The 26717-nt window shown below is 49.1% G+C and carries 23 protein-coding genes; 13 read left to right on the plus strand and 10 right to left on the minus strand.

Features of this window, described 5'->3' with window-relative positions; genetic code table 11:
• Positions 1-219: 219 nt before the first annotated feature.
• Positions 220-1251, minus strand: coding sequence for a DMT family transporter (locus tag FH974_RS18155; protein ID WP_242551955.1), 1032 nt, complete (start codon positions 1249-1251; stop codon positions 220-222).
• A gap of 73 nt (positions 1252-1324) precedes the next feature.
• Here FH974_RS18155 and FH974_RS18160 point away from each other — a divergent pair, with 73 nt between their 5' ends.
• A complete protein-coding gene (locus FH974_RS18160) occupies positions 1325-2293 on the plus strand; it encodes a LysR family transcriptional regulator (protein ID WP_047884629.1) in 969 nt (322 codons plus the stop codon).
• On the opposite strand, the gene FH974_RS18165 is transcribed toward FH974_RS18160, so the two are convergent.
• From FH974_RS18165 to FH974_RS18175, 3 genes are all read right to left on the minus strand, one after another.
• Positions 2290-2766: a hypothetical protein gene (locus tag FH974_RS18165; RefSeq protein WP_047884628.1), complete on the minus strand. Its 477-nt coding sequence runs from the start codon at positions 2764-2766 to the stop codon at positions 2290-2292. The two genes, FH974_RS18160 and FH974_RS18165, sit on opposite strands and share 4 nt — an antisense overlap.
• Before the next feature lie 46 nt (positions 2767-2812).
• Entirely contained in the window at positions 2813-4768 is a 1956-nt protein-coding gene (locus FH974_RS18170) for an alkyl/aryl-sulfatase (RefSeq protein ID WP_047884627.1), read from the minus strand.
• A 479-nt stretch (positions 4769-5247) separates the two neighbouring features.
• Positions 5248-6039, minus strand: a complete 792-nt coding sequence (locus tag FH974_RS18175) for an AraC family transcriptional regulator (protein WP_047884626.1) — start codon at positions 6037-6039, stop codon at positions 5248-5250.
• 247 nt (positions 6040-6286) lie between these two features.
• On the opposite strand from FH974_RS18175, the gene FH974_RS18180 reads away from it, so the two are divergent.
• Entirely contained in the window at positions 6287-7270 is a 984-nt protein-coding gene (locus tag FH974_RS18180; RefSeq protein ID WP_207104052.1) for a DUF4382 domain-containing protein, read from the plus strand.
• A gap of 159 nt (positions 7271-7429) precedes the next feature.
• Here FH974_RS18180 and FH974_RS18185 read toward each other — a convergent pair whose 3' ends face one another.
• The 5 genes from FH974_RS18185 to FH974_RS18205 all read right to left on the minus strand — a co-directional run bounded on the left by FH974_RS18185 (position 7430) and on the right by FH974_RS18205 (position 10691).
• Positions 7430-8119: a DUF4336 domain-containing protein gene (locus FH974_RS18185; RefSeq protein WP_047884624.1), complete on the minus strand. Its 690-nt coding sequence runs from the start codon at positions 8117-8119 to the stop codon at positions 7430-7432.
• A gap of 174 nt (positions 8120-8293) precedes the next feature.
• Positions 8294-8626 (minus strand): hypothetical protein, encoded by a 333-nt coding sequence (locus tag FH974_RS18190; protein ID WP_047884623.1) that lies wholly within the window; start codon positions 8624-8626, stop codon positions 8294-8296.
• Positions 8627-8711: 85 nt separating this feature from the next.
• Positions 8712-9092 (minus strand): YbbD-related protein, encoded by a 381-nt coding sequence (locus FH974_RS18195; protein WP_047884622.1) that lies wholly within the window; start codon positions 9090-9092, stop codon positions 8712-8714.
• A gap of 459 nt (positions 9093-9551) precedes the next feature.
• Complete coding sequence (locus tag FH974_RS18200) at positions 9552-10067, minus strand: GNAT family N-acetyltransferase (RefSeq protein WP_207104053.1); 516 nt, start codon at positions 10065-10067, stop codon at positions 9552-9554.
• A gap of 111 nt (positions 10068-10178) precedes the next feature.
• Positions 10179-10691: a GNAT family N-acetyltransferase gene (locus FH974_RS18205; protein ID WP_047884621.1), complete on the minus strand. Its 513-nt coding sequence runs from the start codon at positions 10689-10691 to the stop codon at positions 10179-10181.
• 346 nt (positions 10692-11037) lie between these two features.
• Here FH974_RS18205 and FH974_RS18210 point away from each other — a divergent pair, with 346 nt between their 5' ends.
• From FH974_RS18210 to FH974_RS18220, 3 genes are all read left to right on the plus strand, one after another.
• Positions 11038-13902 (plus strand): M16 family metallopeptidase, encoded by a 2865-nt coding sequence (locus tag FH974_RS18210; RefSeq protein WP_207104054.1) that lies wholly within the window; start codon positions 11038-11040, stop codon positions 13900-13902.
• A gap of 89 nt (positions 13903-13991) precedes the next feature.
• Positions 13992-14552: a 3'-5' exonuclease gene (locus tag FH974_RS18215; protein WP_047884619.1), complete on the plus strand. Its 561-nt coding sequence runs from the start codon at positions 13992-13994 to the stop codon at positions 14550-14552.
• 198 nt (positions 14553-14750) lie between these two features.
• Positions 14751-15200 carry a hypothetical protein gene (locus FH974_RS18220; protein WP_047884618.1) on the plus strand — a complete coding sequence of 150 codons (450 nt, stop codon included), beginning with the start codon at positions 14751-14753 and terminating at the stop codon, positions 15198-15200.
• A gap of 132 nt (positions 15201-15332) precedes the next feature.
• On the opposite strand, the gene FH974_RS18225 is transcribed toward FH974_RS18220, so the two are convergent.
• On the minus strand, positions 15333-15785 hold the full coding sequence (locus FH974_RS18225; protein ID WP_207104055.1) for a hotdog fold domain-containing protein: 453 nt from the start codon (positions 15783-15785) through the stop codon (positions 15333-15335).
• Between the two features lie 432 nt (positions 15786-16217).
• Between FH974_RS18225 and FH974_RS18230 the strand changes: the two genes are divergently transcribed.
• The 8 genes from FH974_RS18230 (at position 16218) to FH974_RS18260 (ending at position 26683) form a co-directional block, all read left to right on the plus strand.
• Positions 16218-17108 carry a DMT family transporter gene (locus tag FH974_RS18230; RefSeq protein WP_047884617.1) on the plus strand — a complete coding sequence of 297 codons (891 nt, stop codon included), beginning with the start codon at positions 16218-16220 and terminating at the stop codon, positions 17106-17108.
• A gap of 558 nt (positions 17109-17666) precedes the next feature.
• Positions 17667-18383: a GntR family transcriptional regulator gene (locus tag FH974_RS18235; RefSeq protein WP_047884853.1), complete on the plus strand. Its 717-nt coding sequence runs from the start codon at positions 17667-17669 to the stop codon at positions 18381-18383.
• Positions 18380-19252, plus strand: a complete 873-nt coding sequence (gene prpB / locus FH974_RS18240) for a methylisocitrate lyase (RefSeq protein ID WP_047884616.1) — start codon at positions 18380-18382, stop codon at positions 19250-19252. Before FH974_RS18235 ends, prpB begins: the two co-directional genes overlap by 4 nt.
• Positions 19253-19344: 92 nt before the next feature.
• Positions 19345-19470, plus strand: coding sequence for a hypothetical protein (locus FH974_RS26360; protein WP_273860389.1), 126 nt, complete (start codon positions 19345-19347; stop codon positions 19468-19470).
• A 223-nt stretch (positions 19471-19693) separates the two neighbouring features.
• Positions 19694-20860 carry a bifunctional 2-methylcitrate synthase/citrate synthase gene (gene prpC / locus FH974_RS18245; protein ID WP_207104056.1) on the plus strand — a complete coding sequence of 389 codons (1167 nt, stop codon included), beginning with the start codon at positions 19694-19696 and terminating at the stop codon, positions 20858-20860.
• A 117-nt stretch (positions 20861-20977) separates the two neighbouring features.
• Positions 20978-23563 carry a Fe/S-dependent 2-methylisocitrate dehydratase AcnD gene (gene acnD / locus FH974_RS18250; protein ID WP_047884614.1) on the plus strand — a complete coding sequence of 862 codons (2586 nt, stop codon included), beginning with the start codon at positions 20978-20980 and terminating at the stop codon, positions 23561-23563.
• Positions 23564-23574: 11 nt separating this feature from the next.
• Complete coding sequence (gene prpF, locus FH974_RS18255; RefSeq protein ID WP_047884613.1) at positions 23575-24765, plus strand: 2-methylaconitate cis-trans isomerase PrpF; 1191 nt, start codon at positions 23575-23577, stop codon at positions 24763-24765.
• Positions 24766-24808: 43 nt separating this feature from the next.
• Positions 24809-26683, plus strand: coding sequence for a propionyl-CoA synthetase (locus FH974_RS18260; RefSeq protein ID WP_047884612.1), 1875 nt, complete (start codon positions 24809-24811; stop codon positions 26681-26683).
• Positions 26684-26717 lie beyond the last annotated feature (34 nt).

A 26717-nucleotide genomic window follows, 5' to 3' on the forward strand; every position in this document is an offset into this window, starting at 1 on the left:
TGTCAATAAACTGGCATCGAGTGATTCTTTGACCGGTCACAGGGCGCTACGTGTCTATCGTAGCGCCTTTTTTGTGAATTGTAGTGCCGCATATCTTTGGGGTATGTGGCTTTGGAAAACATAGCCTGTTAAATATGGCTTTGTGATGTGAAGCTTTTCCTAATCCGTTTTTGTCAATGCCAGCGTTGGCATACTGGGGAAATGTAAAACCACACTGATTTAAGAATGCGCTGGCGAGGTTTCCTTGCCTTGATTCAGCCAGCGAGGGACAAAGGTGTTGATCAGTGTCGCCAGAACTATCAGGCTAATGCCCCATATTTTATGAGCAGCCAGCGACTCATCAAAAAGCCACACCTGCCAGATGACCGCAAAGAGTAGGTTCGTGAAGATGAGCGGTGCTAATTCCGAACCGGTTTTTGCTAAACGGTATGCCTTTGAGCGAAACATTTGGGTTGATACCGTGCTGCAAGCCAAGGTGAGCAGCAGTACCAGTGTGGTTTGTGGTACGTTCAGGTTTGCGAAAGTCAGCGCTTGTGCTGCCGTATCATCAGGAAGAAAACCGTATTGCATCATGTTTAGCGCTGCCACAGGCATCAGGATAACGGCGGCCAGCATAAAGCACCAACCGTTGAATGCCGCAGATGGCAGGTCTGATTTAGCTCCCCGAAACATCGTAACCTGCGAAGCGGCATTAAACAGACCCGCAGCCAGGCCAAAAAGCAGCTCAGGGCGAAGATCAATACCCGTTGGGCTGCCAGCCTGTAACACGACTCCCACAAAGGTTAATCCCAGATTAAAGACCGTCAGCGAATTAAAAGGGGTTTTATCTATCAACTTTTCTAACACCGGAATGAATAAAGGTCCGGTGCTGAACAGCACAATGCTTTCAACCAGTGACAGTTTGCTTAATGAAGTAAGAAAGCAGATTTGACTGCCAACTATACATAATGCCCGAATAATAACAGGTCTCAGAGTTCGACCGGTTGGAAACACCCAGCCGGTGAATGTGAGCATGCCAAGCATGATAGTTGCAGGAAGCAAAAAGCGTAAAAAGGCCAGCATTTCAATGCTCAGAACGTCGCTTAATACTTTGGCTAACATTCCGCTGGCGGATAAGCTAAATGTTGAGACAAGCATAAATAGAACAGGTCTGAGGTCGCTGGGCATAGAAAGGCTCCTAAATTGCGGTAGAAAAAGTATGTTCTGATGGCAATGTACAGAACTAGAGGATGATTGTTTGTTTCCTGACAAGGTTGAGTCTAGGGAGTTTGCTACTGAGAAAAAAGCGAATAATATTAACCAAACTTGTAAGAAAAACTTACCAATGAGAAAGCTCGTACCCCTAAAATCAATTTATGCGTTTGTTGCCGTGGCGGAGACCGGCAGCATGACCGAAGCGGCTGAAGTACTGAATGTCAGCCATTCGGCAGTGAGCCAGGCCATAAAGTCTCTGGAATCACAACTGAATGTGACCTTATTCCGGCGGGTGGGCAGGCGTGTGGAGCTGAATCAGGACGGTCGGCGGTATTATCGTAAAGTCGCGCCTGCCCTGATGCAGATTGTGGAAGCCAGCGAGTCAATTGCGCGTTCGCCGCTCAGCAACCGGTTGACGCTGAACATGGTGAATTCCCTGGCATTGCATTGGTGGATCCCTCGTGTCACTGAATTTCAGGCGTATGCACCGCATATTGATATTCGTATCTCCAACATTGCTCATATCTTTGATTTTGAACAAGAAGGTGTTGACGTGGCGTTGTTGCATGGGAAGGCTGACGAGTGGCCCGATTATTATTGTGAAAAGCTGGGGGATGATGAGCTGATCATGGTGTGTAGCCCTCAGTTACTCGAAAATCTGAATGCGGTTGACGCTGTATCTAGGATTGACGACGGGAAAATTAACAGCGTCAGTACGATGATTGAAGATGAGAGTGGGGTGATAGCGGCCCGTTTGCTGAAAGCGTATCCGGCGATTTTTGTCAGTAATCCCCGCCGCCAAGCCGACTGGCAGGTTTGGTGTGACGAGAAAGGAATGGCGGTTCCTCGGCAACAGAAAAACTTAACGTTTGCAGCTTCTGTGCATGCCGTGCAGGCGGCCATACGGCGGTTGGGAGTGCTAATCAGTCATAAACAGTTTGTGAGGGATGACATTAAGCATGGCATGTTGGTGCAGGTGGGTCAGCCAGTGCTGAATCCTCATCAAGCATTTTACTTTGTCTCTTCACCAGACAAGCTGAAACATGAGAGTGTGATGACGTTGCGGAATTGGCTGAAAACGCAATTTTCTGAACTTTAGACCTTACCGGCACCAAGAGAAAACTGTGCGATGCCAATGTCTACAGCCTGCGATAAGCTGAGGCGGTTGTTCACCAGTTCATGTAGCGTCGCTTCACTCAGCAGTAGCACCTGGCTGCCTGTTGGCGCTGGGTCACTATGAATCTGCGGGTGACGAAGATCGGGTGAGACTCGGGACCAAAGGTGGCTATCAACGAGATAGACATAGATGTCTGCTGAATAGTGTTCGCTCAGCTCTCTGGCCAATAAATTTAACCACCAGCTTGCCCGACGCAGCCCTGGTTGCCCGCGGAGTGATTCAGGAGGAGTCAGTGTACCGTTTTCAATCGCTGCACGGGTGGCGAGCGCTATGTTTAGTGAGCCCGGATAACTTTGAGTAAACGGATTATTCATCTGCCCGTCGTAGGAGCAAGCCAGAGTCTGGCCTGCTCCTGACAGTAAGGCGATAGTAAGCACTGCGGTCAGTGTTTTCATTGTCGCGCTTCTGTTGCCAATAGAGATGGGTTGGTCATTGAATTTCTCACGGTGTCACAATGTTGAACCAGAAATCGAACTTATCCAACATGCCCACAAAGTCCTGGAATACCTGGCTGTCACCGTTCACTTTAACATCCCCATCTGCGATGGCTTTTTCGAGGGTGATATTGCCTAGCTGAATATCATCCAGGGTCGACTTCGACAGGGTGAGGCTGGCATCGGCTTTATCTGCGACTTTGCTGGTATAGTTCAGCACTGAGTTTTCCATACTGAGTGTATATTTCTCTTTCAAATCGGTGAAATCGATATTGATGGAGAATGTTTTACCGGCGGCTTTTTCCGGATTGATTCGCACAGACAGGTAATCAAACAGCATGGTAGGTGGCATGTTTTTGATAACGTCTGGTGAAGCGGTAACGACCCCACCGGTGCTAGGAACACCGTTGCGAAGCTCAAAGGCCCCTTGTAGGTATTCGGAGCGCCATGGGCCGGATTCAGCCTGATAACCAAGCTGTTCATAGGTGTCAGCCAATAAGGCTTTGCCTTTCTCACTGTCAGGGTTGGCGAACACGACCTGTTTAAGCGCTTCGGCTACCCAGCGGTATTCACCTTTATCAAAGTCACTTTGGGCTTTTTGTAAGACCGCGTCTTCTCCTCCCATGTATTCAACGTATTTTTTGGCCGCATCGGCAGGAGGCAGGTTATTCAAATCAGAGGGATTACCGTTATACCAGCCCATGTACCGTTGATACACGGCGCGACTGTTGTGGCGAAGCGTGCCGTAATAACCCCGGGTACTCCAATTTTTGTCTAATGATTCCGGGAAGGCGATCATTTCCGAAATTTCAGAACCGATATACCCCATGTTCATCAGTCGTACGGTCTGATCATGGGTATATTTGTACATGTCGCGCTGTTTTTTGAAGTAGTTAACAATGTCTTCCTTACCCCACATAGGCCAGTGGTGGCTCTGGAATTTGACTTCAACCTGATCGCCCCACTTTTCGATGGTTTCGTTCAGGAATGAGGACCAAATCAGGGCATCACGAACTTGCGCGCCACGCAGCGTCAGAATGTTATGCATCGTATTAGTGGTATTCTCTGCCATCCATAGTGCTTTTTTATCTGGGAACCAGGTATTCATTTCGGTGGGAGCTTCAGTTCCCGGGGTGTACTGGAATACCATTTTGATGCCATCAATTGTTCGTTCATCTCCGGTTTTGGTGATGGTATCAGTGGGCTTTATCAGAGTGGCGAGGCCGGTTGAGGTGGTTTGCCCTAGACCGCCGTTGACACCACCGAATTCGTTACGGGGTAACAATGCGCCGTACATGTAAATCGCCCGTCGCCCCATGGCATTACCCGCGATAACGTTCTCTGATACCGCATGTTCAGTGAAATGGTCGGGGGCAAGAATCTGCACTTTACCGGCTGCGACATCTTCTTCGTTCACGATACCCCGCACGCCGCCAAAGTGGTCGATATGACTGTGACTGTAAATGACGGCAACGACCGGACGCTCGCCGAGTTGCTCATTGACGAAATCGAGTGCGGCTTTGGCGGTTTCCTGAGAAATCAGGGGATCAAACACAATCCACCCGGTTTCGCCTTTAATGAAGGTGATGTTTGATAAGTCGTAGCCACGAACCTGATAAATGCCATCGGTGACTTCGAACAGGCCATTAATCATGTTGAGCTGGGCATTACGCCACAAACTGGGATTGACGCTGTCCGGGGCAGGTTTATCCAGACTGATGTATTTTTTGTAGGCTTCTAAATCCCAGACTACATCACCTTTGTCATTTTTAATTGTGACTGTATCTTGCTTGGCGATTAAGCCTTTTTGGGCATTCTCAAAATCCTTTTTATCACTGAACGGAAGTGACTCAAGTAACGACTGATTAACCTGTTTTGTAGTGTCTGTTGCAGGCTTGGGGTCGGCGGCGTAAAGGCTTGTTGATATAGCCGTTACCAAGGTCGCCACTAGGAATCGTTTCATTATCAAAACTCCTTTAAAAGAGGGAGAGCTTTAACGCTGTTTATTAAACCTAGTCGAAAATTGAAATTGTGTACCCAGAACGTATTATTTGTTTCTGATAAGTGTCTGGAATAATTACGTTGATACTTCGCGATTCAGTCTGTGTTGTGGCAGCTTTAAACAAGCTGAAACTTCCCGAGAAAACGTTTGTGGGGATGTTCTGTTGGTGAGGATGCTTTTTGATGAGTGTGCGCTTTGAGGTCGTCTTATCCCTCGTTTACTTTACTGCCGTTCACGCACTGGGGGGCATTTTATTACAGCCCAAAGCGCTATCTGTTAGGAATCTGACTGTTAGGAACCTGATTGGCTCAGATATTGCTAGCTCAGAGCTCAGTTGACATAGAGCTTTGTCATCTTAGGGCTTTGTCATTTTAGAACTTTGTCGGCTCAAAACGTAGTCAGTTAAGAACGTAGTCGGATCAGAGCAGGAACGGCCAACATTATCCTTTTGTCGGAGCGAACTTTTGCCTGTACTGCTCCGGTGTGCATTGGGCATGTTTCTTAAAAAGCGTAATGAAAGGGGAGGCCTGATGATAGCCCAGCGTCAGTGCAATTTCTTTTACAGACAACCCTTTGCGTAATAGCTGTAGCGAATAAAGAAACTTGCGCCGTTGACGCCACTCAGTAAAACTCATTCCCAATTTATCCTTGCAATGGCGAGCCAGAGTGCGTTCGGTCGTATGAAGCTCATCTGCCCAGTCTTTCAGGTTTTTATCCGTGGTCGGGTGACGTTCCAGTTCGTTCAAAATGGGTTGGAGTAATTTATCGTCACTGGTAGGTAAAAACTGCTCGTGTTCTTTCGCCTGATAAACCTGATCTAACAGCACACTCACCAAGCGCTTGTCTTGTTCTGTTTCCGGCACTCGGATACGTCGGTTGCTCAAATCGGTAATAATGGCTTCCATAATCGGGCTGACTTCCAGCAGGCAGGTATATGACGGCATGGGAGCTGACAGAGCTTCACAAATATTCATCGAGCAGTAATTCAGGCTGCGTCGCATGTAGCTTTCATGCGGAATACCCGCAGGCACCCAAACGGCATACTGAGAAGGTGAAAGAAAGCGTTTGCTCTCAGCTTTTAGTTCTAGAATGCCGCCGTTGATGATCTGCAATTGTCCCCACGGATGGCTGTGGTTCGGCGTTGATGTGTTAGGTAAAAACACCTCATGGCCGAAGAAGACTTCTCCGGGCGGGCAATGATTATCGTAAAGTGGCTGGTAAACGTTGCTCATAATGAACCAAAGATGAGAGGAAACACTGGTACGTTACTGCTCGAATATGAGGTTGGCAAGTGCATTTTATTATGCGCTTTTGGTCTTTGCGGCTGGTTGAATAAGCGGTGAGTCAGTTGCTTTCTTCAATGTGCATTTTTTGCCAGAGATATCACTTATTGTGTCATTTGTTTGTTAATTCAATCTGGCGTATTTGAAAACGGAAACAGAGAGCCTTTAGACTTTCATCATAAAAGGAGATTGATTGATGAATATCTACAAAACAGTACCTGTGTTTGCAACGGCCCTTCTGCTTTCAGCGTGTGGCAGTGATGGTGGCGATGGCGCGACCGCGGCTGGGGGTTCAACCGCTAAAGTGTCTTTTAGTGTCTCAGATGCCCCGGTTGACTCGCTATGGGATGTGACTATCGCGTTTGACCAGCTAGAACTCAAACATGAAAATGGCCAGTCCTATTTCATCGATGTTGACACGGACAGCGATGGCAACGATTACCAGCAGTTGAATCTTTTGGATTACCAGGGGACAGACTCTAAGCTGATTATTACCTCTCAAGAACTGCCGGTTGGTACTTACAAAGAGCTGATTATTCATACCAAACCAGGAAATATGAACTGGGTTGATGGTGGCGATGGCCACTATGATTTAAAAATTCCGAGTAATAAGCTTCGTCTGGGTGGGTTTGAAGTTGATGCCGAAGCTGTTCAGAGCTTCACGATTGAATTTGATCTGCGCAAATCTCTGGTGTTACGTGGCAACGAGTCAAACAACAGCGGCTTTAACCTGAAACCACATGGCGTGACTATTATTGATAATCAGGCGGCGGCTTCCTTGTGGGGTAAAGTCGATGTTAACCTGTTTTCTATGGGGGAATGTCTGGCGGAGTCCGGTAACTACGTTTACCTGTACGAAGGGCATGGTCATACTGATAGCATGCTGAGCGACAATATGGATCCTAACGATGAGTATTTCGATTCAGCCCGTCCGTTGCCTGACAACGCTGTAATGCCATATGCGTCGGCCAGCGTTGATGTGGATGGTTCTTATGCCTTCGGTTATCTGCCGGGCGGTAACTACACCGTCGCATTCACTTGTAATGCCGAAGATGATGATCCGGTGAATTATGACGAAAACATCATCATTGAGAATCCGCAAGGGCAACGTAAAGAAATCACGCTGGATCCGATGAAGGAAACCGAGCTGAACTTTGTGGAATCGGACAGCCTGCTGTAACGGATGCAGGGTCACGCAGTGGATTTTGGACTCGTTTGACGGTAGCCGGTAAAACGTCGGCAGCCAATTCAAACGGCTTGAAACATGTAAAAAAGCGCCTTCGGGCGCTTTTGTGCTTTGTAGGGTAGAAGAGTAAATGCGGGCCTTAACAATAACTCGTTACACCTTTAACCAGCTGAAAGAGTGTTTTAAAAACGCGGTGGCATTATCTAGGATGATCTCGCCGTGGGCCAGGACAATACGTTTCGGCTGCCAGGCCAGAATGTGCAGCATATGAGCACGGGCTTCCTGTTTTCGACACATAAAACTGAGCCGCCAGTCGATGGGCATTTTACCGTTTGGGGCCAAAATACCCGTGCCTTTTGCCAGTATTCGCTGCCAGGCATTAAACGCGTCTGGTGAGAAGTTTTCAATGAGGTCGGTAACGATAAGGGTTTGACTGGGGGAGTGAAAAAACACGCACTCTTGCATGACAGGGGAGCCGGTAAACAGCACTTGGTGGATTTCCTGTGACCACGGGTACGTTTCCTTGGTGACCAGTTCTCCGGTGAAAGAAAGATCCTGCCGTTTTGCTATCACTTCCTGTGTGCCATAGGTGTCGGCTTGAGGAAAAGCCGTTTGCCACTCCTCCAGGAAAAGGTGATGTAAATGGTTGGGCGCAATCAGATATCGAACGTCTCCCAGCTCATTCAGAGCCTGATACAGGTCTGCGGACAGCTTGATGGGGCTGTGAATCCAGAGACTGCCGTCGTCGAGCTTCACTACTGTCATGCGAGTGGAGTAGGGAAGCGTAAAAAACGGCACTGTTCCGCCGTCTGCGATCCATATTCGTTCGTCGAGCGCTTCCATGTCTTCTCTCCTGCTACCGGATGTTACCCTTCCGGCTGTCACATCCTGTTTGTCTCACCGAGTCTGATACTGACGCGTTGCTTTCATCAGGTTTTATGCTTCCATCGGACTTTATGTTTCCATCAGACAATAATGAGCCCATCTGTACAATGCCGGTCTCATGAAAGGAAGCGGTTAGTCCAGGGCAGCTCGCAGCTGATGTGTTTCCAGCCAGAATGTTTCCTGACAACGGTTATAAAAAGTTTTGCGTTTAGGCGAAACCAGGTTTAGGTTGTCGAGCACTTCATAGGTGACCCAGCATTCATCACAGGATTGCTCCGTTAATTCTGTGCTGTTTTCAATGGTGTAGCGAATGACAACCCCGTTCTCGAAGGTGTAAACAGTCTCCTGCTCTTCGACTTCAATGTCTGCCTCTTTTTCCATTCGGGTATGAGAAACAGCGTTGGTGATCGCGAAGCGCGCGTCTGGCTGATGAATGGCAAGGATGTAACTTGATAAGTTTTCCATAAAGGGACCCTTCTATTGTCATTAATATGTGAAGCGTCAGTTTCTGGTGTCTTCTGTGGTCAGGGACAGGCACTACGCTAGGTGGTTACTTATTGTTGCTTGTATCAGTCTGTTTCAGGGTATAGCTGACGTTGCCATTGTCATAAATAGTAAACGTCCAGATATCATTATTGATAAAATACTGAAAGCTTTTACCGTTGTTGCTCGTTTGCGGTGACGCGTCAGATGCTGCTTGATCCGCGACCGGTGTTAACCGGCTGATGAATTCAGTTAAAGCCTGTTCAGGAAGATGAAAATACCCTTCCGCAGTATTCTTATCGAGCTGATTGGACGCATGTATCTCTGTCGCACTGTCAGGCAAAATGCCGGGTAACCAACCCCGTTCAAATAAGCCAGCCTGAACCGCGTCGGTGTAGTTGTCATAGTGCTCGTTAACAACGTCGCTGCAGCCAATAATAAGAGCCATGCACAACCAGCATAAAGTGCGTATTGCCACGCCCACTATTTTTCTATCGTCTCGCTGACTAAAAAGTTGTTTTCTCACCGATAACTCTTAAATTTTCAATGGTATGCCTGTCTTCACACGTAGCCTCTTCCATTGTGAGCGTCAACGCGAAACACTAGATTCAGCTAGTTGGTACCTAGTCATCAGCAAGTCGGCATCGAAATCGACTGCTAGCTCACTTCATGGCGGAGTCCTGAGCCTCTTTTCATGAATATGTCGTAAACACCGTGTTTTCGCTATACCGTTACAACTACATTTCGTTTTTCTGTCAAAAAATTGACAAATGGCATCTGACGCCGCTCGTTTGTGCTGCGGCTACCTTCATGTAGCCAGCGATTTTTAGGTTGGTCAGGACACCTATATGTCGCGTGAGATCTCCGCTTTTCCTGGCCGCTTTAATCAGTTGCTTTTTTAGTTACTTCAATCAACCGCATCAACTAAGGAAATCTGGTATTTACCCAATTTTGTTTGTGACTCATCGTATCCGGTGAAGCGGGCTCCTGCATGCAGGGCAACGGCAATGCTGGCCTTGTTTTCATCATGGCAGCGCAGCTCTACGATTTTTGCCGTTGTCTGTTGAGTCAGATACGCAATAGCCTCTTTCAAAATCTGGCGGACAATGCCTTTCCCTCTGGCTTCGATAGTCAACCAATAACCTATTTCAGCGACCTTTTTCACCGGGTGAATCCCTTTAATACCGAAAACTCCGCAAAATGTCTGACCATCATAAATAGCAAACCAAAGTGCACCCGCGGTATTCGAATGTGTTCTGGCCAGAATGTAGGCTTGAGCCTGATAGGGGGCTTTGACGGTATTTACCCAAGGCAGAAACTTGCCAAGATCTTCTCGACTGGCGTTGACCGCAGCCAGCAAGGGTTGAGCATGGCGGAGATTTAATGGCTGTAATGTCAGTGTCTGAGAAATCGAGAGTTTCATGTCGTCCTGTCAGGTATGGCGGCATCCAGCCGGTTCCCATCATTTGTGTGCTGATTTCCAGTTGACGTCCGTTACGGCGTCATCGTTGTTAGTGCCTTTGGCTGTGCATGCCTAAATGCTGGTTAGCTGGTGTGTGTCTGATGGCTCAGTGCGCCACTGTCGGAGATCAATGGTCAGTTTCATCGGTATATCCACCATGCCGTGACGATGGCGAATGCCCTCGGTGCGAGCAAAGCCCAACTTGCGATATAGCCCTTCAGCGTGCAGGGCAGAGTTCACGGTGAATTCACCGTTATGCTCAGAAGTCAGCGTTTCATGGAGTATGGCTTGCCAGAGTTGACGGGCAATACCCTGTTTACCGAAATTTTCGTGAACAAAAAGGTGATATAGGTGCGAGCGATCTCTGAGTCCCGCAGTGGCAATAAGCTGTTGATCAGGGCCGTCTATTACCAGGTATAAAAAACCGTCTTGGAGATTCTGTTGGATGGCCTGTTCAGACATGGAGGCTAAAAGGTGAGCGTGCACTTGCGGTTCACACGTTGGAAGGATGAACTTTTTAGCTAAGGATTGGAGTAACTCACTGATCCTGCTGGCATCTTCGGGTATCGCTTTTCTTATATCCATCTTTCCGTGAACCGATTGCGGATAAAGCCGCTATTGATAAATCAGACCAAAAAGCATCCACTTTTTGGCATTTTTTATTGTTACCTTACTGATTACAAAATAAAAAATAAGGTAATTGTCACTATAAAAAACCAGTCCGAAGACCTGCAATGACTAAGTTATGACACCGGCAGCATAGTTTGGCAAGCGCAATTGTTGATTGTGACCATTAATTTAATTGAAGGGGAAAAATCCATACAAAAAGTTACTCGACTTTTGGCATAAGGGTAAGATAATGCTCTTATTTGAACGGTGTTTAAAATTTTGTGGTCACAAGTTTGTCACCACCATGTCTTCAAGGAGCCTCATGAAATTTTCACCAAGGCGAGGAGCTTGCCTCCTCCTCATCGTTTCTTCACTGTTTGGCGGAATCACTCAGGCCGCTGCTGAGTCTCAATCGCCGCTTTGGTATACCCAGACTGATTTGAAGCTGGACAAAAAAGTACAAAGTTATGTGTTGTCCAATGGCATGCGTATTGTGCTGGTGCCAAACCGCAAGCCCAAGCAGTCAGTTGTGATGCGTTTATGGGTCAATGCCGGTTCATTACAGGAAAACGGGAATGTACCGGGCGTGGCTCATTTCCTTGAACATATGGCGTTCAATGGCTCAACCAATGTGCCGGAAGGTCAGATGATCGAAATGCTGGAGCGACACGGGTTGGCATTTGGTGCCGATACCAACGCAACCACTGATTTGTTTTACACCGTTTATAAATTAGAACTGCCGAAAAATGACCAAGAAAGCCTGAATACAGCGTTGTTTTTACTGCGTGAAACCGCGTCCGAACTGACCCTGAGTCCTGAAGCCATTGAACGTGAGAAGCCGGTTATTCTGGCCGAACACCGGGAAAGCAACACGGCTGGTCTGGCGAATTTGGTGGAGTGGGGACAGTATATTTATCAGGACGCGGGATTATACGATCGCCTGCCGATTGGCACGGAGGCAGGCATTCGCAGTACCACTCAGAAAAACCTGCGTGACTTTTACGCGCAAAATTATCACCCGAAAAATATGACGCTGGTTATTGCCGGTGATTTCGACGAAAAGGCCCTGCAAGCGCGTATTCGCCATTATTTTTCGGGTTGGGTGCCTGAACAGCCGTTCCAGCATAGCAGTTCACTGCAAGCCGCTATGCTGCCTGAAAACGTTGAAGCATTGGCATTTCTGGATTCGGCTGTCACACCGCGAATCGGTATCAACCTGATACAGCCGGGCACGGCTGACTCAGCACGCTCCGTTACCGATGACACCGAGCGTCGGGTCAATGAATTTGTTCGTTTTATCGGGATGAATGCACTGATGTACCGGTTGGAAACTCAAACATTGACCAGTCAGGGGCGTCTGATGGACCCGGATGTCAGCAACATGACAGAGCTGACCATGAATGATGTGTTTTCCGTCTCGGTCGGCACGCGTCCCGGCGAATGGGCCGCCGGTCTGCAATTGCTGGAGCAGACAATCCGCCAGGTGGTACAGCATGGTTTTACGCAACAGGAAATCGCCCGACAGATCACCAGCCTACAGCAGGACTTGAAAAACAACGTCAGTCAGTCAGACGATTTTTCCAGCCTGAGTTATGCGGAACAAATTGTTAACGGTTTGAATAATCGCCGGGTGATTATCAGTACTGAGGATGAACTGGCACTGTTTGAGCAGCATCAGGATCGTATCACGACGGAAGCCGTGAACCAGATGATGCGCCAGATGCTGACGGCATCACCGGCCCGTCTTCACCTTGCTGATTCCGTCGCGGGAGAAATACAGGAAGGTCAGGACCCGAGAGACGCGTTGGAAAAGGCAATGCTTGCCGCTTATGAGCACAGTCAGGCTCAGCCAGTCACCTCGTTCAGCGAAAAGCAGACCACTGAATTTGCCTACCAGTATTTCGGTAAGCCCGGTAAAGCCAAGCAGGTAAAACAGTCAGCATTCGGAGACATCGTGTCGTATCGTTTCGACAATGGTGTGGTGCTGAATGTGAAGCCAACGGATCTGGAAAAGAACGTGGTTTACCTGAATGTTCGGGTTGGCCGAGGGTGGCAGGAATTGCCACCGGAGCAAGCTGCATTGATCACCTTGTTCAATACCGGTTTTGTTACCGGGGGCTTACAGGCACATGATATGAATGAGTTAAGGGGAATGCTGACGGGTAAGTCGTTAGGCATGAACCTGAATCTCAATGAGGATGCGATTGTCGGTAGCTACCGTTCAACGCGAGAAGCGATTAGTGAGCAACTGAAACTCTACGCGGCTTTCTTTACTCACCCGGCGTATCGCCAGGAGGGGATGGATTTTGCGGAGCAGCATGTTAGTGCTTACTGGCAGGGACTGTATCAGTCCCCTGAGTCTCTGGAGATGGCGGCGATCAGCCAGCTGATGCGCCAGAATGATCCGAGAATTGGCGTGGCGACGCCGCAAGAACTTGAAGGTAAGCAACTCTCTGATCTGCAAGAGTTTGTCAGTCGTTCGCTAACTGAAGGGCCGATTGAAATCGCGCTGGTCGGTGATATTACTCCAGCCCGTGCGGTGAAGCTGGTTGGGGAAACATTTGGTGCGCTCAAGGTGAAGGCGCAGGAACCTAAACATCAGGTGAATCAAACGCTTCGTCCTTATCTGGTCGATGAGCAGCGATTGTACCATCAGGGAGAAAGCCATACTGCGCTGGCTTCGGCTTACTGGCCAATTCCGGATGCAATGGATTTCCAGCAATTGTTGGTGTTCCAGGCTCTGCAGGAAGTGGCGCAGCTAAAACTCAATAAAACCGTCCGAGAGCAGGCGGGGGCGTCTTACTCACCGTGGGTCGAACGCTTTCAGTCTGGCTCCATTAAAAACTTTGGTTACCTGGCATTGCACAGCAATACTGAGCTAAGCCGGGTTGATGATATTCTCTCTGCGTATCCGACGATTTTGCAGGACATTCGTCAGGGTAAGGTGTCGGAAGATGAGCTGACCCGTGCTCTGGGTCCATTGCTGGAGAAGTTTGCTCTGATGCAGCAGGATAATGGCTACTGGCTAAGTGTTGCCTCAACGGCTTACAGTGCGCCTGACGAAGTGGAAAATGAGAAGCTGGTGATGCCTGCACTGAAAGCATTGACGGTGAAGGATATTCAGGCGGCAGCACAGATCATTCCGCTGGAGGCAATGATGAAAGTAAAAGTTCTGCCTGAAGGATAATATCTGAGCATTAGGGGCGGTCACCTTTGGCGAAAACGCCCCTAAATGCTATCCTTCGTGCCAGTTTTTGTCTGATGTCCGGAAGTAAGATGAATTTTAACCGTATTGTCTGTTTTGACCTCGAAATGTGTTGTTGGAATGATGGCCGCGAGTCGAGAACAGGAGAGATAATAGAGATCGGTGTTGCCGAACTGGATCTGTCGAGCGGTGAGATTGTCCGGCGAGCTCAACATTTCGTTTTACCAGAACATGATGAAATTTCGCCATTCTGCACCGAGCTGACAGGTATTAAACCGGAAGTCGTTGCAAAAAATGGTAAGCCACTGGCAACAATTCTGAAGTCGGTTGAGCAGAAGTTTGGTGGCCGACATAAGATTTATGCTGCCTGGGGACGGGATGATTTGATCTTGCGTCAGGAGTGCGAGGAAAAAGGGCTAAATGTTCCATTCCATGAGTACATCAATCTGGCCACTATGTTCAGGTTACAGCGCCATGTCACCAATCGCCGTTGTGGTCAGCGCGCTGCGATGAAAATGGCCGGCCTGGAGTGGGAAGGGCGTCAGCATTCGGGTTATGACGATGCCTATAACCTGGCAAGGCTGGCAAGAACCATGTTCCTGCCCGATCAGAACCCATCAGCGAACAAATAATACCTCAACTGTGATGGTAAGGACTCACTTCTGCCAAGCAATGTGATACCTGTTTTTTGTTTGCCCATCGAGGAATTCCTACGAAACAGGCACTTGTGACAGCCAGATGACAAATTCGGAAAATTAGGTTTAACAATTGACATTATTTATCAAGTGCATAACACTTCTAACAAAATAAAAATATGCATTTGGTTGGCTATGGAATTTACCACAAACCGTATTCCGGTGAAGAATAAGGAAACCGAACCCGAATTTCCCTGTCACGACAGGTTGAATGAACAACGTTCAAAAGAAGAACTTAAACGCTGGTGGAACGTACCCTACATAGACGAACTTTATTATGAAGAAACCGGTGCCATCGGCGTGTTCGTGCTTGATGGCTCCACCTGGGATAATCCGCGTAAAATCTCTGAGCATGACTCGTTTGATGAGGCGGTATCGGCCGCTGGATTTTATGTCAAACACTCTCCGCTTTGGCGCAAGTTTGACGAGCCCTATGAGCCGACAGCCCGCATTGAACATTTGATGGATATGAGTCCGCTGATTCATGGCAAACTGAAAAAGCCGTCAAAAGAAGAACTGTTTTCTCACATGTTTTCATGGTTGCCGGAGTCTGACGCGAAAGACAAAGTCAAAATCGTCGGCTAAATAGTAGGTCTACCGACGAACCCCACTCGATTTTAATGCGTGTTATACAGATTCGCACCATGTAAAAGTCTGTTTTCTGCCGGGGTGCTAAACCCCGGGCAGTAACTCTTCCTGAAAGATACGTTTCTCGTGTTAATGTCTGACGTTCATCGTAATTTCAGCGCGAAAAACCATTTCTCCGTTTTGGTCTCTGACTTCGACTGGCACAATTTTATCACCCTCAGTCTCCCAGTTAATATGTTCGCCCTGAGCGTGAGCTGTCAGATCGCTTTTGGCTTTTTTCAGGTATTCCACCGTCATACCGACCGGAATCCAGCGGCTTTTTATCGGGACGGAAACATCCGTCATCATCCCTCCGGCTAGTTCCGCCATATTACACATCGCAATTGCATGAACCGTGTTGATGTGGTTGGTCACTCGGCGGCGTTTTTTGATTTGTACCTCTGCGAATCCGGGACGCAGCGACGTGATTTGAGGGCGAATGCTGGCAAAATAAGGGGCGACACGACAGACGATGAATGAAAACAATTGTTTCCCCATGGGGAGCCGGGAAAGTCGTTGATAAGTTTTCAGGTTTTTACGCATTGAAATATCCTTTTTCAGTGAGGTACAGCTCATGGCCGGTAGGGAGATGCGTTAATATGCACTCTGGTCAGACCAGGTTGAAAGTTAGAAGGATATAAGGGACGGGTCAATTGCGGGATGCTGAAAGTGTGATCCTGTAATCTTTGTCAAATTTCCCGTTAGAAGGCGCACTCTTTCTTTTGCGGAATGAATGTGTTCAATGGTCTGCCAGTGCTCTGTATATATTCTTTACTCCACTATAAATCAGACGGTTATGACTCTTCACAAACTCCTTTCGGTTTTTCCTAAGAGGATGTGCTGGGCACTGTTATGTGGCAATGTCCGACCATCAATTCATGATGTCTTTTTACCGATATTTATTTCTAAACTGACGTGTAACAATAAGTGTCAGTTGATGATTTCATCACACAATTCTCCATAATAAGGCAAACCATGTTTTACATTTTTCCGCTTGTTACTGTCTTTATATGGTCAGGGAATGCCATCGTAAACAAATTATCTTCCAGTGTGATTGATCCGGGAGCGATCTCTTTTTATCGCTGGTTTTTTGCCATGCTGGCGTTGACTCCGTTTGTTCTACCATCAGTATGGCGGATGCGTCATGTGATTAAACCTCATTTGAGCAAGCTGGCATTTCTGGCTTTACTGGGCATGGTGTTGAACCAGTCTCTGGGCTATTTTGCCGCATCGACAACCACAGCCACGAACATGGCGTTGATTGTTTCACTGGTACCGCTGATGAGTATGTTTCTGAGTGTACCCTTGCTCGCACAACGCTTGCTGCCAATGGCGATTGTCGGCGCCGTGCTGTCGCTGGCTGGGCTGGTGTTCATGCTAAGTCATGGTGAGATAAGTAATCTTGCAGATCAGGGAATCAGCCAGGGTGACGGATTGCTTCTGCTCGCAGCCTTTGTCTATGCGCTATACAGTGTGTTGCTAAAACGCTGGCGAATGCCGATCAATAACTGGCAATCTGTCTATGTTCAGGGATTGTTTGCGGTCATGATGCTGACGCCGATGCTGCTCAGCAGTGAGCGAATCGCCATTACGGGCGAGAGTTTGCCACTGATCATGTACGCTGCTCTACCTGCTTCGGTGCTGGCACCATGGGGGTGGTTAAAAGGGATTGAGCTGCTTGGCGCGGATCGCTGTGCAATGTTCATGAACCTGATGCCGGTCTTAACGGCGTTGATCGCAAGTGTCATGCTCAGCGAACAACTCCAGGCGTATCATTATGTCGGTGGGCTTATGGTGCTGGCCGGTGTGGCACTCGCTCAGCGTAAACCCAAACCTCTCACAACCGAATCGGTCGCTACCGCATGAGTGCGATAGCCTGAGGCTTTGTAACGTATCCTTAGATGATATCGATTCTAAGCGTATGGGACTAAACGAATGTTGGTGCACTGTATTACAGCCAGTGAAGCCGTAAAGCGGAAGACAGGAGTGACTGTCTTTCGCTTTTTTTATCCTCTATTTTTCCCTGTATTGCTATTTTCCTATCTCATTCATAGCTACTTTTCCATTTCCATTTCCATTTCCATTTCCATTTCCATTTCCATTTCCATTTTAGTCTTCCTATTTCGCCTTTTGGATACGTTCAATGTATTCATTGTTTCAGTCATCATTCGCGAACCTTTGGGCTTTGCAGTAAGGCTAAGGGCAGTTTTACTGCGCGCCGCCTACTTATCGCTTGTCATCTTATATCCTTTCTTTTGAGCGGCAATGAAACGAATCTAATCTGGTTACATTTCAACCTACTGATTAGATCACATTGTCGACAATGCAGACTAAGGTCTAGTGCCAATTGTAAACAATATGCTTGTTTGTGGTCGTAGTTTGGACTAAATTTGAGACTAAGTTAACCAATTGTTGACAATAATGATGAGCCTACTTAGTCAAAAACTACAAAGTGTCGACAACCTAGCGACTGAGAAAGAAGGCACCAAGTCTGCCAGTCTGACCGAACAGCTAATCGACTTGATCGTTAAAGGGGAGTATCCGGCTGGCTGTAAAATTTCTGAAGCCGATGTCGCAAAGCGTTTTGGCGTAAGCCGCGGTCCGCTGCGTGAGGCCATGATGCGGGTTGAAGCTCTGGGTTTGGTTGAGCGTATTCCTCATGTAGGGGCACGCGTTGTCGAACTCAGTCAGGAAAAGCTGATTGATATCTATGCAGTGCGTGAAGCGCTGGAAGGAATGGCAGCGCGGCTTGCGTGCCTGCACATTTCAGATGAAGAAATTCTGGCATTAGAGAAGCTGCTGGAAACGCACCAGCAACATATCGAAGAGGTCGATGGGGAATCCTATTTTCACCAGCAGGGAGATTTTGATTTTCACTACCGCATCATTAAGGCAAGTCGAAACAGTAAGCTCATCAGCCTGCTGTGTGGTGAATTGTACCATTTGCTACGAATGTATCGCTATCAGTCACAACGTTCACATTCCCGCCCGCAACAAGCACTTCAAGAGCATTTCCATTTGCTCAACGCCCTGAAAGAGCGGGACGGAGAGTTGGCTGAATTACTTATGCGGCGCCACATTATGCGCAGCCGCCAATTGATTGAACAAAAACTCACTCAGGATAAGGAGAAAGTCTCATGAGCCCAGGGAAACGCTTTCGCGAGGCCGTTGCCAAAAATCATCCGCTACAGATCGTCGGAACGATCAACCCATATTGCGCCATGATGGCTGAGCAGGTTGGCCATCAGGCCATTTACCTGTCTGGTGGCGGTATCGCTAATGCTTCGTATGGGTTACCGGATCTGGGTATCACGACCTTGAATGACGTCATCGAAGATGTACGCCGCATTACAGCCGCTTCGTCACTACCATTGCTGGTTGATATTGATACTGGTTTCGGTGGGGCTTTCAACATTGCCCGTACCATTAAAGAGATGGAACGCAGTGGTGCAGCAGCGGTACACATGGAAGATCAGGTGGCACAAAAGCGTTGTGGACACCGTCCAAACAAAGCCATTGTCAGTCAGCAGGAAATGGTGGATCGCATTAAAGCCGCTGTGGATGCGCGAATTGATGAGAACTTCGTCATTATGGCTCGTACCGATGCGCTGGCTGTTGAAGGCATGGATGCAGCAATCGAACGTGCCATCGCCTGTGTTGAAGCCGGGGCTGACATGATTTTTCCAGAGGCGATCAACACCCTGGAGCAATATAAGCAATTCTCGGAAGCCGTGAAGGTGCCAATTCTCGCCAACATTACGGAGTTCGGCAAAACACCGTTATTCAGTGGTGAAGAGCTGGCTGAATGCGGTGTTGATATGGTGTTGTACCCATTGTCGGCGTTCCGCGCGATGAACAAAGCCGCATTGAATGTGTATGAGCATCTGCTCAAAGATGGCCATCAGCGTAATGTTGTGGATCAAATGCAGACTCGTGAAGATCTGTATCACTATTTGGGCTACCACGATTACGAGCAAAAACTGGATCAGCTGTTTAAACAAGAAAAATAACCCAGTGCATCTTGCACATTTTAACTGTCATACCGGCGGCAATGAGGCGGGCGGATTCTGAATAAACCATCGCCTCATTGGTGAGCGAACTGGTGAACGAACTGGTGAACGAACTGGTGTACGAACCGGAATACGAACTGATGGACAAAAAATCGTCGAACAAGATACCGGGCATTAAACAGCAGAGCAGTAAACAGACCAGCAAAAACAGGCGTTAACTAAGAAACGACACAGAATAGTAGAAACGCAGAACGAACACCGAAACGCAAAAGTATTTCCCCTAAGCAGAGGTCTTTCCGCTGAAGCAAAGGGCAGCCCAGGAAAATTATTACTATAAAGATAACGGGTTGGAGATGGTCGGCAGGACTCGTCCTGCAGGTGCCAGAAGTTGTTCCAATCTGAATCATTCAATAACGTGAAACTCAAAATAAGGAGTCTGCTATGACTGCGATAGCCGTAGCTGATGTTAAGAAGGATCAGAAGAACAAAACCCTAAGCGGCGCTGGACTGCGCGGACAAAGCGCCGGCAGCACCGCGTTGTGTACAGTAGGTAAAACCGGTACCGGCCTAACGTACCGTGGTTATGATATTACTGACTTGGCGAACCACGCTGAGTTTGAAGAAGTGGCTTACCTGCTGCTGAAAGGCAAATTGCCGACCCAAGCTGAACTTGATGGCTATAAAGCAACACTGAAACAGGCACGTGGATTGCCACAGGCGCTGCGTCTGGTACTGGAAGCCATTCCGGCGGATGCACATCCGATGGATGTGATGCGTACCGGTTGTTCAATGCTGGGTAATCTGGACCAAGAGCGTGATTTCTCACAACAGGCCGAGAAAACCGATACCTTGCTGGCCATGCTGCCCGCGATTATCTGTTACTGGTATCGCTATTCTCACGATGGTGTACGTATTGATACCGCCAGCAGTGAAGAGGACAGCATTGGCGGCTATTTCCTGGAAATGCTGACCGATAAAGCACCGTCTGAACTGCATAAGAAAGTGATGCACTGCTCGCTGATTCTTTACGCAGAACATGAATTCAATGCCTCAACCTTTACTGCTCGCGTGTGTGCGTCGACCCTGTCTGATCTGCATTCTTGTGTTACCGCGGCTATCGGTAGCTTGCGTGGTCCGCTGCACGGCGGGGCAAACGAAGCCGCGATGGAAATGATCGAGCAATGGCAGTCTCCGGACGAAGCGGAAGCCGGCATCATGAAAATGCTGGAGAACAAAGAGAAGATCATGGGGTTTGGTCACGCCATCTACCGTGAGTCTGATCCACGTAATGCCCTGATCAAAGCCTGGTCGAAGAAGCTGTCTGAAGATGTTGGTGATACTCATCTGTATGCGGTGTCAGAACGTGTCGAAGCGGTGATGAAACGGGAAAAAGATCTGTTCTGTAATGCCGATTTCTTCCATGCCTCGGCATATCACTTTATGGACATCCCGACCAAGCTGTTTACGCCAATTTTTGTGATGAGTCGCGTAACAGGCTGGGCTGCACACGTATTTGAGCAGCGTGCGAATAACCGAATCATTCGTCCGAGTGCGGATTACACCGGTCCTGAGCATCAGGAATGGGTGCCGATCGAACAGCGCGATTAAGCGTTAATAACAGCAGACTCCGAACCAAAGGAGTCCCTCCTTTCACTCCCCCTGTTTATGGGGGGAGATTTAATTGCCGAATAGGGTCTGTGAGCGGAAGTTTCACGGAGGGAAGCAATGAGCATAAACACACTATACCGCAAGCCTCTGGCTGGAAGCGGACTTGATTATTTTGATACCCAAAAAGCCGTTAATGATATTTCACCTGGTGCGTATGAAACGCTCCCTTACACCTCTCGTGTACTCGCAGAGCAGTTGGTCAGACGCTGTGACCCAGACGCATTAACTGATTGTTTACGACAGATTATCGAACGCAAGCGGGATCTGGACTTTCCGTGGTACCCGGCGCGTGTTGTGTGTCACGACATTCTGGGCCAAACCGCGCTGGTCGATTTGGCCGGTTTGCGGGATGCTATCGCAGATCAAGGCGGTGACCCGGCCAAAGTGAACCCAGTGGTGGAAACTCAACTGATTGTTGACCATTCATTGGCGGTGGAACACGGCGGCTTTGACCCGGACGCCTTTGATAAAAACCGAGCCATTGAAGAACGTCGTAACGAAGACCGGTTTCACTTTATTAACTGGTGCAAAACTGCTTTTGAGAACGTGAGCGTGATTCCCGCAGGGAATGGCATCATGCACCAGATTAACCTGGAAAAAATGTCGCCTGTGGTTCAGGCCAAAGACGGTATTGCTTACCCTGATACTTGTGTCGGTACCGACAGCCACACGCCGCATGTTGATGCTCTGGGCGTTATCGCTATTGGCGTGGGTGGGCTGGAAGCGGAAACAGTCATGTTGGGACGGCCGTCGATGATGCGCCTGCCGGATATTGTCGGGGTGAAACTCACCGGCCAACGCCAACCGGGCATTACCGCTACCGATATTGTGCTGGCATTGACTGAGTTCCTGCGCAACGAGCGCGTGGTGTCGTCCTATCTGGAATTCTTTGGCGAAGGGACCAAAGATCTGACGATTGGCGACCGCGCCACTATCTCTAACATGACGCCGGAATACGGCGCGACGGCGGGGATGTTCTACATCGATGAGCAGACTATCAACTATCTGAAGTTGACTGGCCGTGATGATGCTCAGGTTAAGTTGGTTGAACAATATGCCAAACAGACCGGCTTGTGGGCAGATGCTCTGGATAATGCGGTGTACGAGCGAGTACTGGAGTTTGATATCTCCCAAGTGTCGCGCAATATGGCGGGCCCTTCGAATCCGCATCGTCGCTTACCAACGTCAGAATTGGCTTCTCGTGGTATCTCTGGCAAGTGGGAAGAGAAAGCGGGCGAACTGCCGGATGGCGCGGTAATCATTGCTGCTATCACCTCTTGTACTAATACCAGTAACCCTCGCAACGTGGTGGCTGCCGGCTTGTTTGCCAAGAAAGCCAATGAATTGGGCCTGGTTCGCAAACCTTGGGTGAAATCGTCGTTTGCTCCGGGATCCAAAGTCGCCAGATTGTATCTGGAAGAGGCCGGTTTGTTGCCTGAACTGGAAAAGCTGGGCTTCGGCATTGTGGGTTACGCCTGTACTACCTGTAACGGGATGAGTGGGGCGCTTGATCCTGCTATCCAGCAAGAAATCATCGACCGTGATCTCTACACAACCGCTGTACTGTCCGGCAACCGTAACTTCGATGGTCGTATTCACCCATACGCCAAACAGGCTTTCCTGGCGTCACCGCCGCTGGTGGTTGCCTATGCCATTGCAGGAACCATCCGCTTTGATATTGAACGTGACGTACTGGGCACGGACAGTCAGGGCAATCCGGTTTACCTCAATGATTTGTGGCCAAGTGACGAAGAAATTGATGCGGTTGTCGGCAAGTATGTGAAGCCGGAGCAGTTCAATCAGGTTTACATTCAAATGTTCAAACTGAATGACGAAGCCCGAAACAGCAATCCGCTTTACGACTGGCGTCCGATGAGTACTTACATTCGCCGTCCTCCTTATTGGGAAGGGGCGTTAGCCGGTGAGCGAACGCTATCGGGAATGCGCCCGTTGGCAATCCTTGGCGACAACATAACTACTGACCATTTATCGCCATCTAATGCGATTCTGGCCTCCAGTGCTGCCGGGGAGTATCTGGCGAAGATGGGCGTACCGGAAGAGGATTTCAACTCTTACGCGACTCACCGCGGTGACCACCTGACTGCGCAACGCGCGACTCTCGCGAACCCGAAACTGTTCAATGAGATGGTGAAAGAGAATGGCGACGTGGTGCAGGGCTCTCTGGCACGAGTCGAGCCAGAAGGTAAGGTCACTCGTATGTGGGAAGCCATTGAGACCTATATGGATCGCAAACAGCCGCTGATTGTGGTGGCCGGGGCCGATTATGGGCAGGGTTCTTCCCGCGACTGGGCTGCCAAAGGCGTCCGGCTGGCAGGGGTTGAAGCCATTGTGGCGGAAGGCTTCGAGCGTATCCACCGTACCAATCTGGTAGGGATGGGCGTATTGCCGTTGCAGTTCAAAAATGGCGTGAATCGCAATACTTTAGGGCTGGATGGGACTGAGCTGTACGACGTCGTCGGTGAAATCAAACCGGGGGCCGAGTTAGCTCTGGTGATTACCCGCGCCAATGGTGAAAAAGTCGATGTACCGGTGACATGTCGTCTAGATACCGCAGATGAAGTGCATGTGTACGCCGCAGGCGGTGTCCTGCAGCGATTTGCGCAAGACTTTCTGGCTCAGTAAGGGGAGGAACCATGACAGGGATAATGTCTCAGTCGCAGATGAAAGTGCCGGCCACGTATATGCGTGGCGGCACCAGTAAAGGCGTATTTTTTAATCTGGCTGATTTGCCACCTCAGGCTCAGATTCCCGGTAAAGATAGGGACAACCTGCTGTTGCGGGTCATTGGCAGTCCGGATCCTTATGGCAAGCAGATCGACGGGATGGGGGGAGCCACATCGAGCACCAGCAAAACGGTGATCGTCTCTAAAAGCCAGAAAGCCGATCATGATGTCGACTACCTGTTTGGTCAGGTGTCGATTGATAAGCCGTTTGTGGATTGGAGTGGAAATTGTGGCAACCTCTCTGCGGCTGTGGGGCCCTTTGCAATTCATGCCGGTCTGATACCCCAGGAACGGTTGCCGGAAAATGGCGTTGTTACCGTCCGGGTCTGGCAGGTCAATATCGGGAAAACCATTCTTATTCATGTTCCTATCGTAAATGGCTTTGTACAGGAAACCGGTGAATTTGAGCTGGATGGCGTGACGTTTTCGGCCGCGGAGATTCAGGTGGATTTCATGGATCCCGCTGATGGCGAAGGCGCTATGTTTCCGACCGGTAACCTGATTGATGATCTTGACGTACCGGGTGTTGGCACCTTCAATGCCACTTTGATCAATGCCGGTATCCCGACCATTTTTGTTGAGGCTGAAGCCATTGGCTTTACCGGTACTGAGCGTCAGGATGATATTAATAATGATGAAAACGTCCTGGCCATGTTCGAAAAGATCCGTGCTTATGGCGCCCTGAAAATGGGGCTGATTCAACATCTGGAAGAGGCAGAAACGCGTCAGCACACACCGAAAGTCGCCTTTGTTTCCAAACCTAAAACTTATCAGTCTTCCAGTGGCAAAATCATTGCTGAGAACGAAGTGGATCTGCTGGTTCGTGCGCTGTCAATGGGTAAGCTGCACCATGCCATGATGGGGACGGCTGCGGTGGCAATCGCCTCTGCTGCTTGTGTGCCGGGGACACTGGTCAATCTGGCGGCCGGAGGCGGCGCAAAAGAGTCAGTGACGTTCGGCCATCCTTCAGGGACGTTAAAAGTCGGAGCCCAGGCTAAACAGACCGGACAGGACTGGGTGATAGAGAAAGCAATCATGAGCCGCAGTGCTCGTATCTTGATGGAGGGCTTTGTCCGTGTTCCCTCCACTGTCTTTGCGTAGCGCTTTTAAATAAGCAATGTCAGGACATACTGGAGGAAGCAATATGTCTTCATATCAGGAAGCATTTACCACTTCGGTGGAACAACCGGAGCTTTTCTGGAAACAACAAGCCGAAAAACTCGCTTGGTACCAATTTCCGCACACCATTCTGAGTAAAGATGAACACGGTATTGATCGTTGGTTTGCTGATGGAGAACTCAATACCTGTTATCTGGCGTTGGATCATCATGTTGAGCAGGGGCGAGGTGATCAGACCGCGTTGATCTATGACTCGCCGGTTACGGGTCAGAAAGCCCGCTATACCTATCAGGTGTTACGTGATCAAGTCGCGAAAACCGCTGGCATGTTGGCATCGCTGGGTGTTGTAAAAGGGGACCGGGTGGTGATTTACATGCCAATGATCCCTGAAGCGGCGATGGCGATGTTAGCCTGTGCGCGTTTAGGGGCTATTCACTCGGTGGTGTTTGGTGGCTTTGCACCCAACGAACTGGCCGTTCGCATTGAAGATGCGGAGCCCAAAGTGGTACTGACGGCCAGTTGCGGCGTCGAAGTCAATAAAGTCATCCCCTACAAGCCGATGGTGGATCAGGCTGTAATGGACAGCCGCTGGAAACCCGATTATGTGGTGGTTTATCAGCGCAAGCAATGTCTGGCTGATTTGCACCATGAGCGGGATAGAGACTGGAGTTCAATGCTGAAATCGGCTCAACCTCATGAGTGCGTGCCGGTTCAAGCAACGGATCCACTGTATATTTTGTACACGTCGGGTACAACCGGAAAGCCCAAAGGGGTGGTACGAGATAACGGTGGTCATGCCGTAGCAATGCGCTACAGTATGGAAGCCATTTATGACGTCAGCCCGGGAGATGTGTATTGGGCGGCATCAGATGTGGGTTGGGTGGTCGGACATTCTTACATCGTATATGCACCTTTAATCCATGGCTGTACGACGATCATGTACGAAGGCAAACCTGTAAGAACGCCGGATCCGGGCGCTTTTTGGCGAGTGTGTGATGAGTACAAGGTGAAAATTCTGTTCTCTGCCCCGACCGCGTTTCGTGCCATCAAAAAAGAGGATCCTCAGGGGAGCCATCTGAAGGATTATCCGATGGCATCGCTGAAAACGATCTTCATGGCCGGAGAGCGACTGGATCCGCCCACTCTGGAATGGGTGAAAGAGAAAACCGGTCGCCCGGTGGTGGATCACTGGTGGCAGACTGAAACCGGTTGGGCGATTGCCGGTAATCCACTTGGCATCGAAACCTTTAAGGTGAAACCCGGCTCATCAACAAAACCGATTCCCGGCTATCAGGTTGAAGTGCTCAACGAAGTGGGATTACCCCTTGGGGCGAATCAACAAGGGTATATAGCCATTAAACGGCCTTTACCTCCTGGCTGTCTGCCTACTGTGTGGCGTAACCACGATCGGTTTGAAACCGGCTATCTGAGCCAGTTCCCGGGTTATTACGTTTCAGGGGACGGGGGATATCTGGATGAAGACGGTTATCTGTTTGTCATGGGGCGTATCGACGACGTCATTAATGTGGCTGGGCATCGTTTATCGACGGGTGAAATGGAAGAAGTGGTCGGTGCCCATGAAGCCGTTGCGGAATGTGCTGTGATCGGTATTCATGATGAACTGAAAGGGCAGTTGCCACTCGGGCTGGTTGTTCTTAAAGATGGCTACTTCTCCGAAAACGGGGAGATTGAAGCCCAGCTGCTGCAAAAAGTGCGTCAGGAAATCGGTGCTGTGGCCTGTTTTAACAAGGCACTGATCGTAGATCGATTACCGAAAACCCGATCAGGTAAGATCTTGCGCCGTGTGATCCGTCAGATTGCGGATGGCGAACAATACGTAGTGCCATCCACTATTGATGATCCATCCAGTCTGCAGGAAATCGAACGTGTGCTGCGTTAAGTTCGGGTACTGAGGCTAAGTATCACGTTTAAGT

It is taken from the genome of Photobacterium ganghwense (genome assembly GCF_017329545.1).
Taxonomy (GTDB): Bacteria; Pseudomonadota; Gammaproteobacteria; order Enterobacterales; family Vibrionaceae; genus Photobacterium; species Photobacterium ganghwense.

Excerpts from the sequence above, each read along its gene's own strand:
- FH974_RS18170 (WP_047884627.1), bottom strand. The coding sequence starts at position 4,768 with ATGAAACGATTCCTAGTGGCGACCTTGGTAACGGCTATATCAACAAGC.
- FH974_RS18185 (WP_047884624.1), bottom strand. The coding sequence starts at position 8,119 with ATGGAAGCGCTCGACGAACGAATATGGATCGCAGACGGCGGAACAGTG.
- FH974_RS18220 (WP_047884618.1), top strand. The coding sequence starts at position 14,751 with ATGGAATTTACCACAAACCGTATTCCGGTGAAGAATAAGGAAACCGAA.
- prpF (WP_047884613.1), top strand. The coding sequence starts at position 23,575 with ATGACAGGGATAATGTCTCAGTCGCAGATGAAAGTGCCGGCCACGTAT.
- FH974_RS18260 (WP_047884612.1), top strand. The coding sequence starts at position 24,809 with ATGTCTTCATATCAGGAAGCATTTACCACTTCGGTGGAACAACCGGAG.
- acnD (WP_047884614.1), top strand. The coding sequence starts at position 20,978 with ATGAGCATAAACACACTATACCGCAAGCCTCTGGCTGGAAGCGGACTT.
- FH974_RS18215 (WP_047884619.1), top strand. The coding sequence starts at position 13,992 with ATGAATTTTAACCGTATTGTCTGTTTTGACCTCGAAATGTGTTGTTGG.
- FH974_RS18165 (WP_047884628.1), bottom strand. The coding sequence starts at position 2,766 with ATGAAAACACTGACCGCAGTGCTTACTATCGCCTTACTGTCAGGAGCA.
- FH974_RS18235 (WP_047884853.1), top strand. The coding sequence starts at position 17,667 with ATGAGCCTACTTAGTCAAAAACTACAAAGTGTCGACAACCTAGCGACT.
- FH974_RS18205 (WP_047884621.1), bottom strand. The coding sequence starts at position 10,691 with ATGGATATAAGAAAAGCGATACCCGAAGATGCCAGCAGGATCAGTGAG.
- FH974_RS18190 (WP_047884623.1), bottom strand. The coding sequence starts at position 8,626 with ATGGAAAACTTATCAAGTTACATCCTTGCCATTCATCAGCCAGACGCG.
- FH974_RS18225 (WP_207104055.1), bottom strand. The coding sequence starts at position 15,785 with ATGCGTAAAAACCTGAAAACTTATCAACGACTTTCCCGGCTCCCCATG.
- prpC (WP_207104056.1), top strand. The coding sequence starts at position 19,694 with ATGACTGCGATAGCCGTAGCTGATGTTAAGAAGGATCAGAAGAACAAA.
- FH974_RS18230 (WP_047884617.1), top strand. The coding sequence starts at position 16,218 with ATGTTTTACATTTTTCCGCTTGTTACTGTCTTTATATGGTCAGGGAAT.
- FH974_RS18180 (WP_207104052.1), top strand. The coding sequence starts at position 6,287 with ATGAATATCTACAAAACAGTACCTGTGTTTGCAACGGCCCTTCTGCTT.
- prpB (WP_047884616.1), top strand. The coding sequence starts at position 18,380 with ATGAGCCCAGGGAAACGCTTTCGCGAGGCCGTTGCCAAAAATCATCCG.
- FH974_RS18210 (WP_207104054.1), top strand. The coding sequence starts at position 11,038 with ATGAAATTTTCACCAAGGCGAGGAGCTTGCCTCCTCCTCATCGTTTCT.
- FH974_RS18175 (WP_047884626.1), bottom strand. The coding sequence starts at position 6,039 with ATGAGCAACGTTTACCAGCCACTTTACGATAATCATTGCCCGCCCGGA.
- FH974_RS18195 (WP_047884622.1), bottom strand. The coding sequence starts at position 9,092 with ATGGCTCTTATTATTGGCTGCAGCGACGTTGTTAACGAGCACTATGAC.
- FH974_RS18200 (WP_207104053.1), bottom strand. The coding sequence starts at position 10,067 with ATGAAACTCTCGATTTCTCAGACACTGACATTACAGCCATTAAATCTC.
- FH974_RS18160 (WP_047884629.1), top strand. The coding sequence starts at position 1,325 with ATGAGAAAGCTCGTACCCCTAAAATCAATTTATGCGTTTGTTGCCGTG.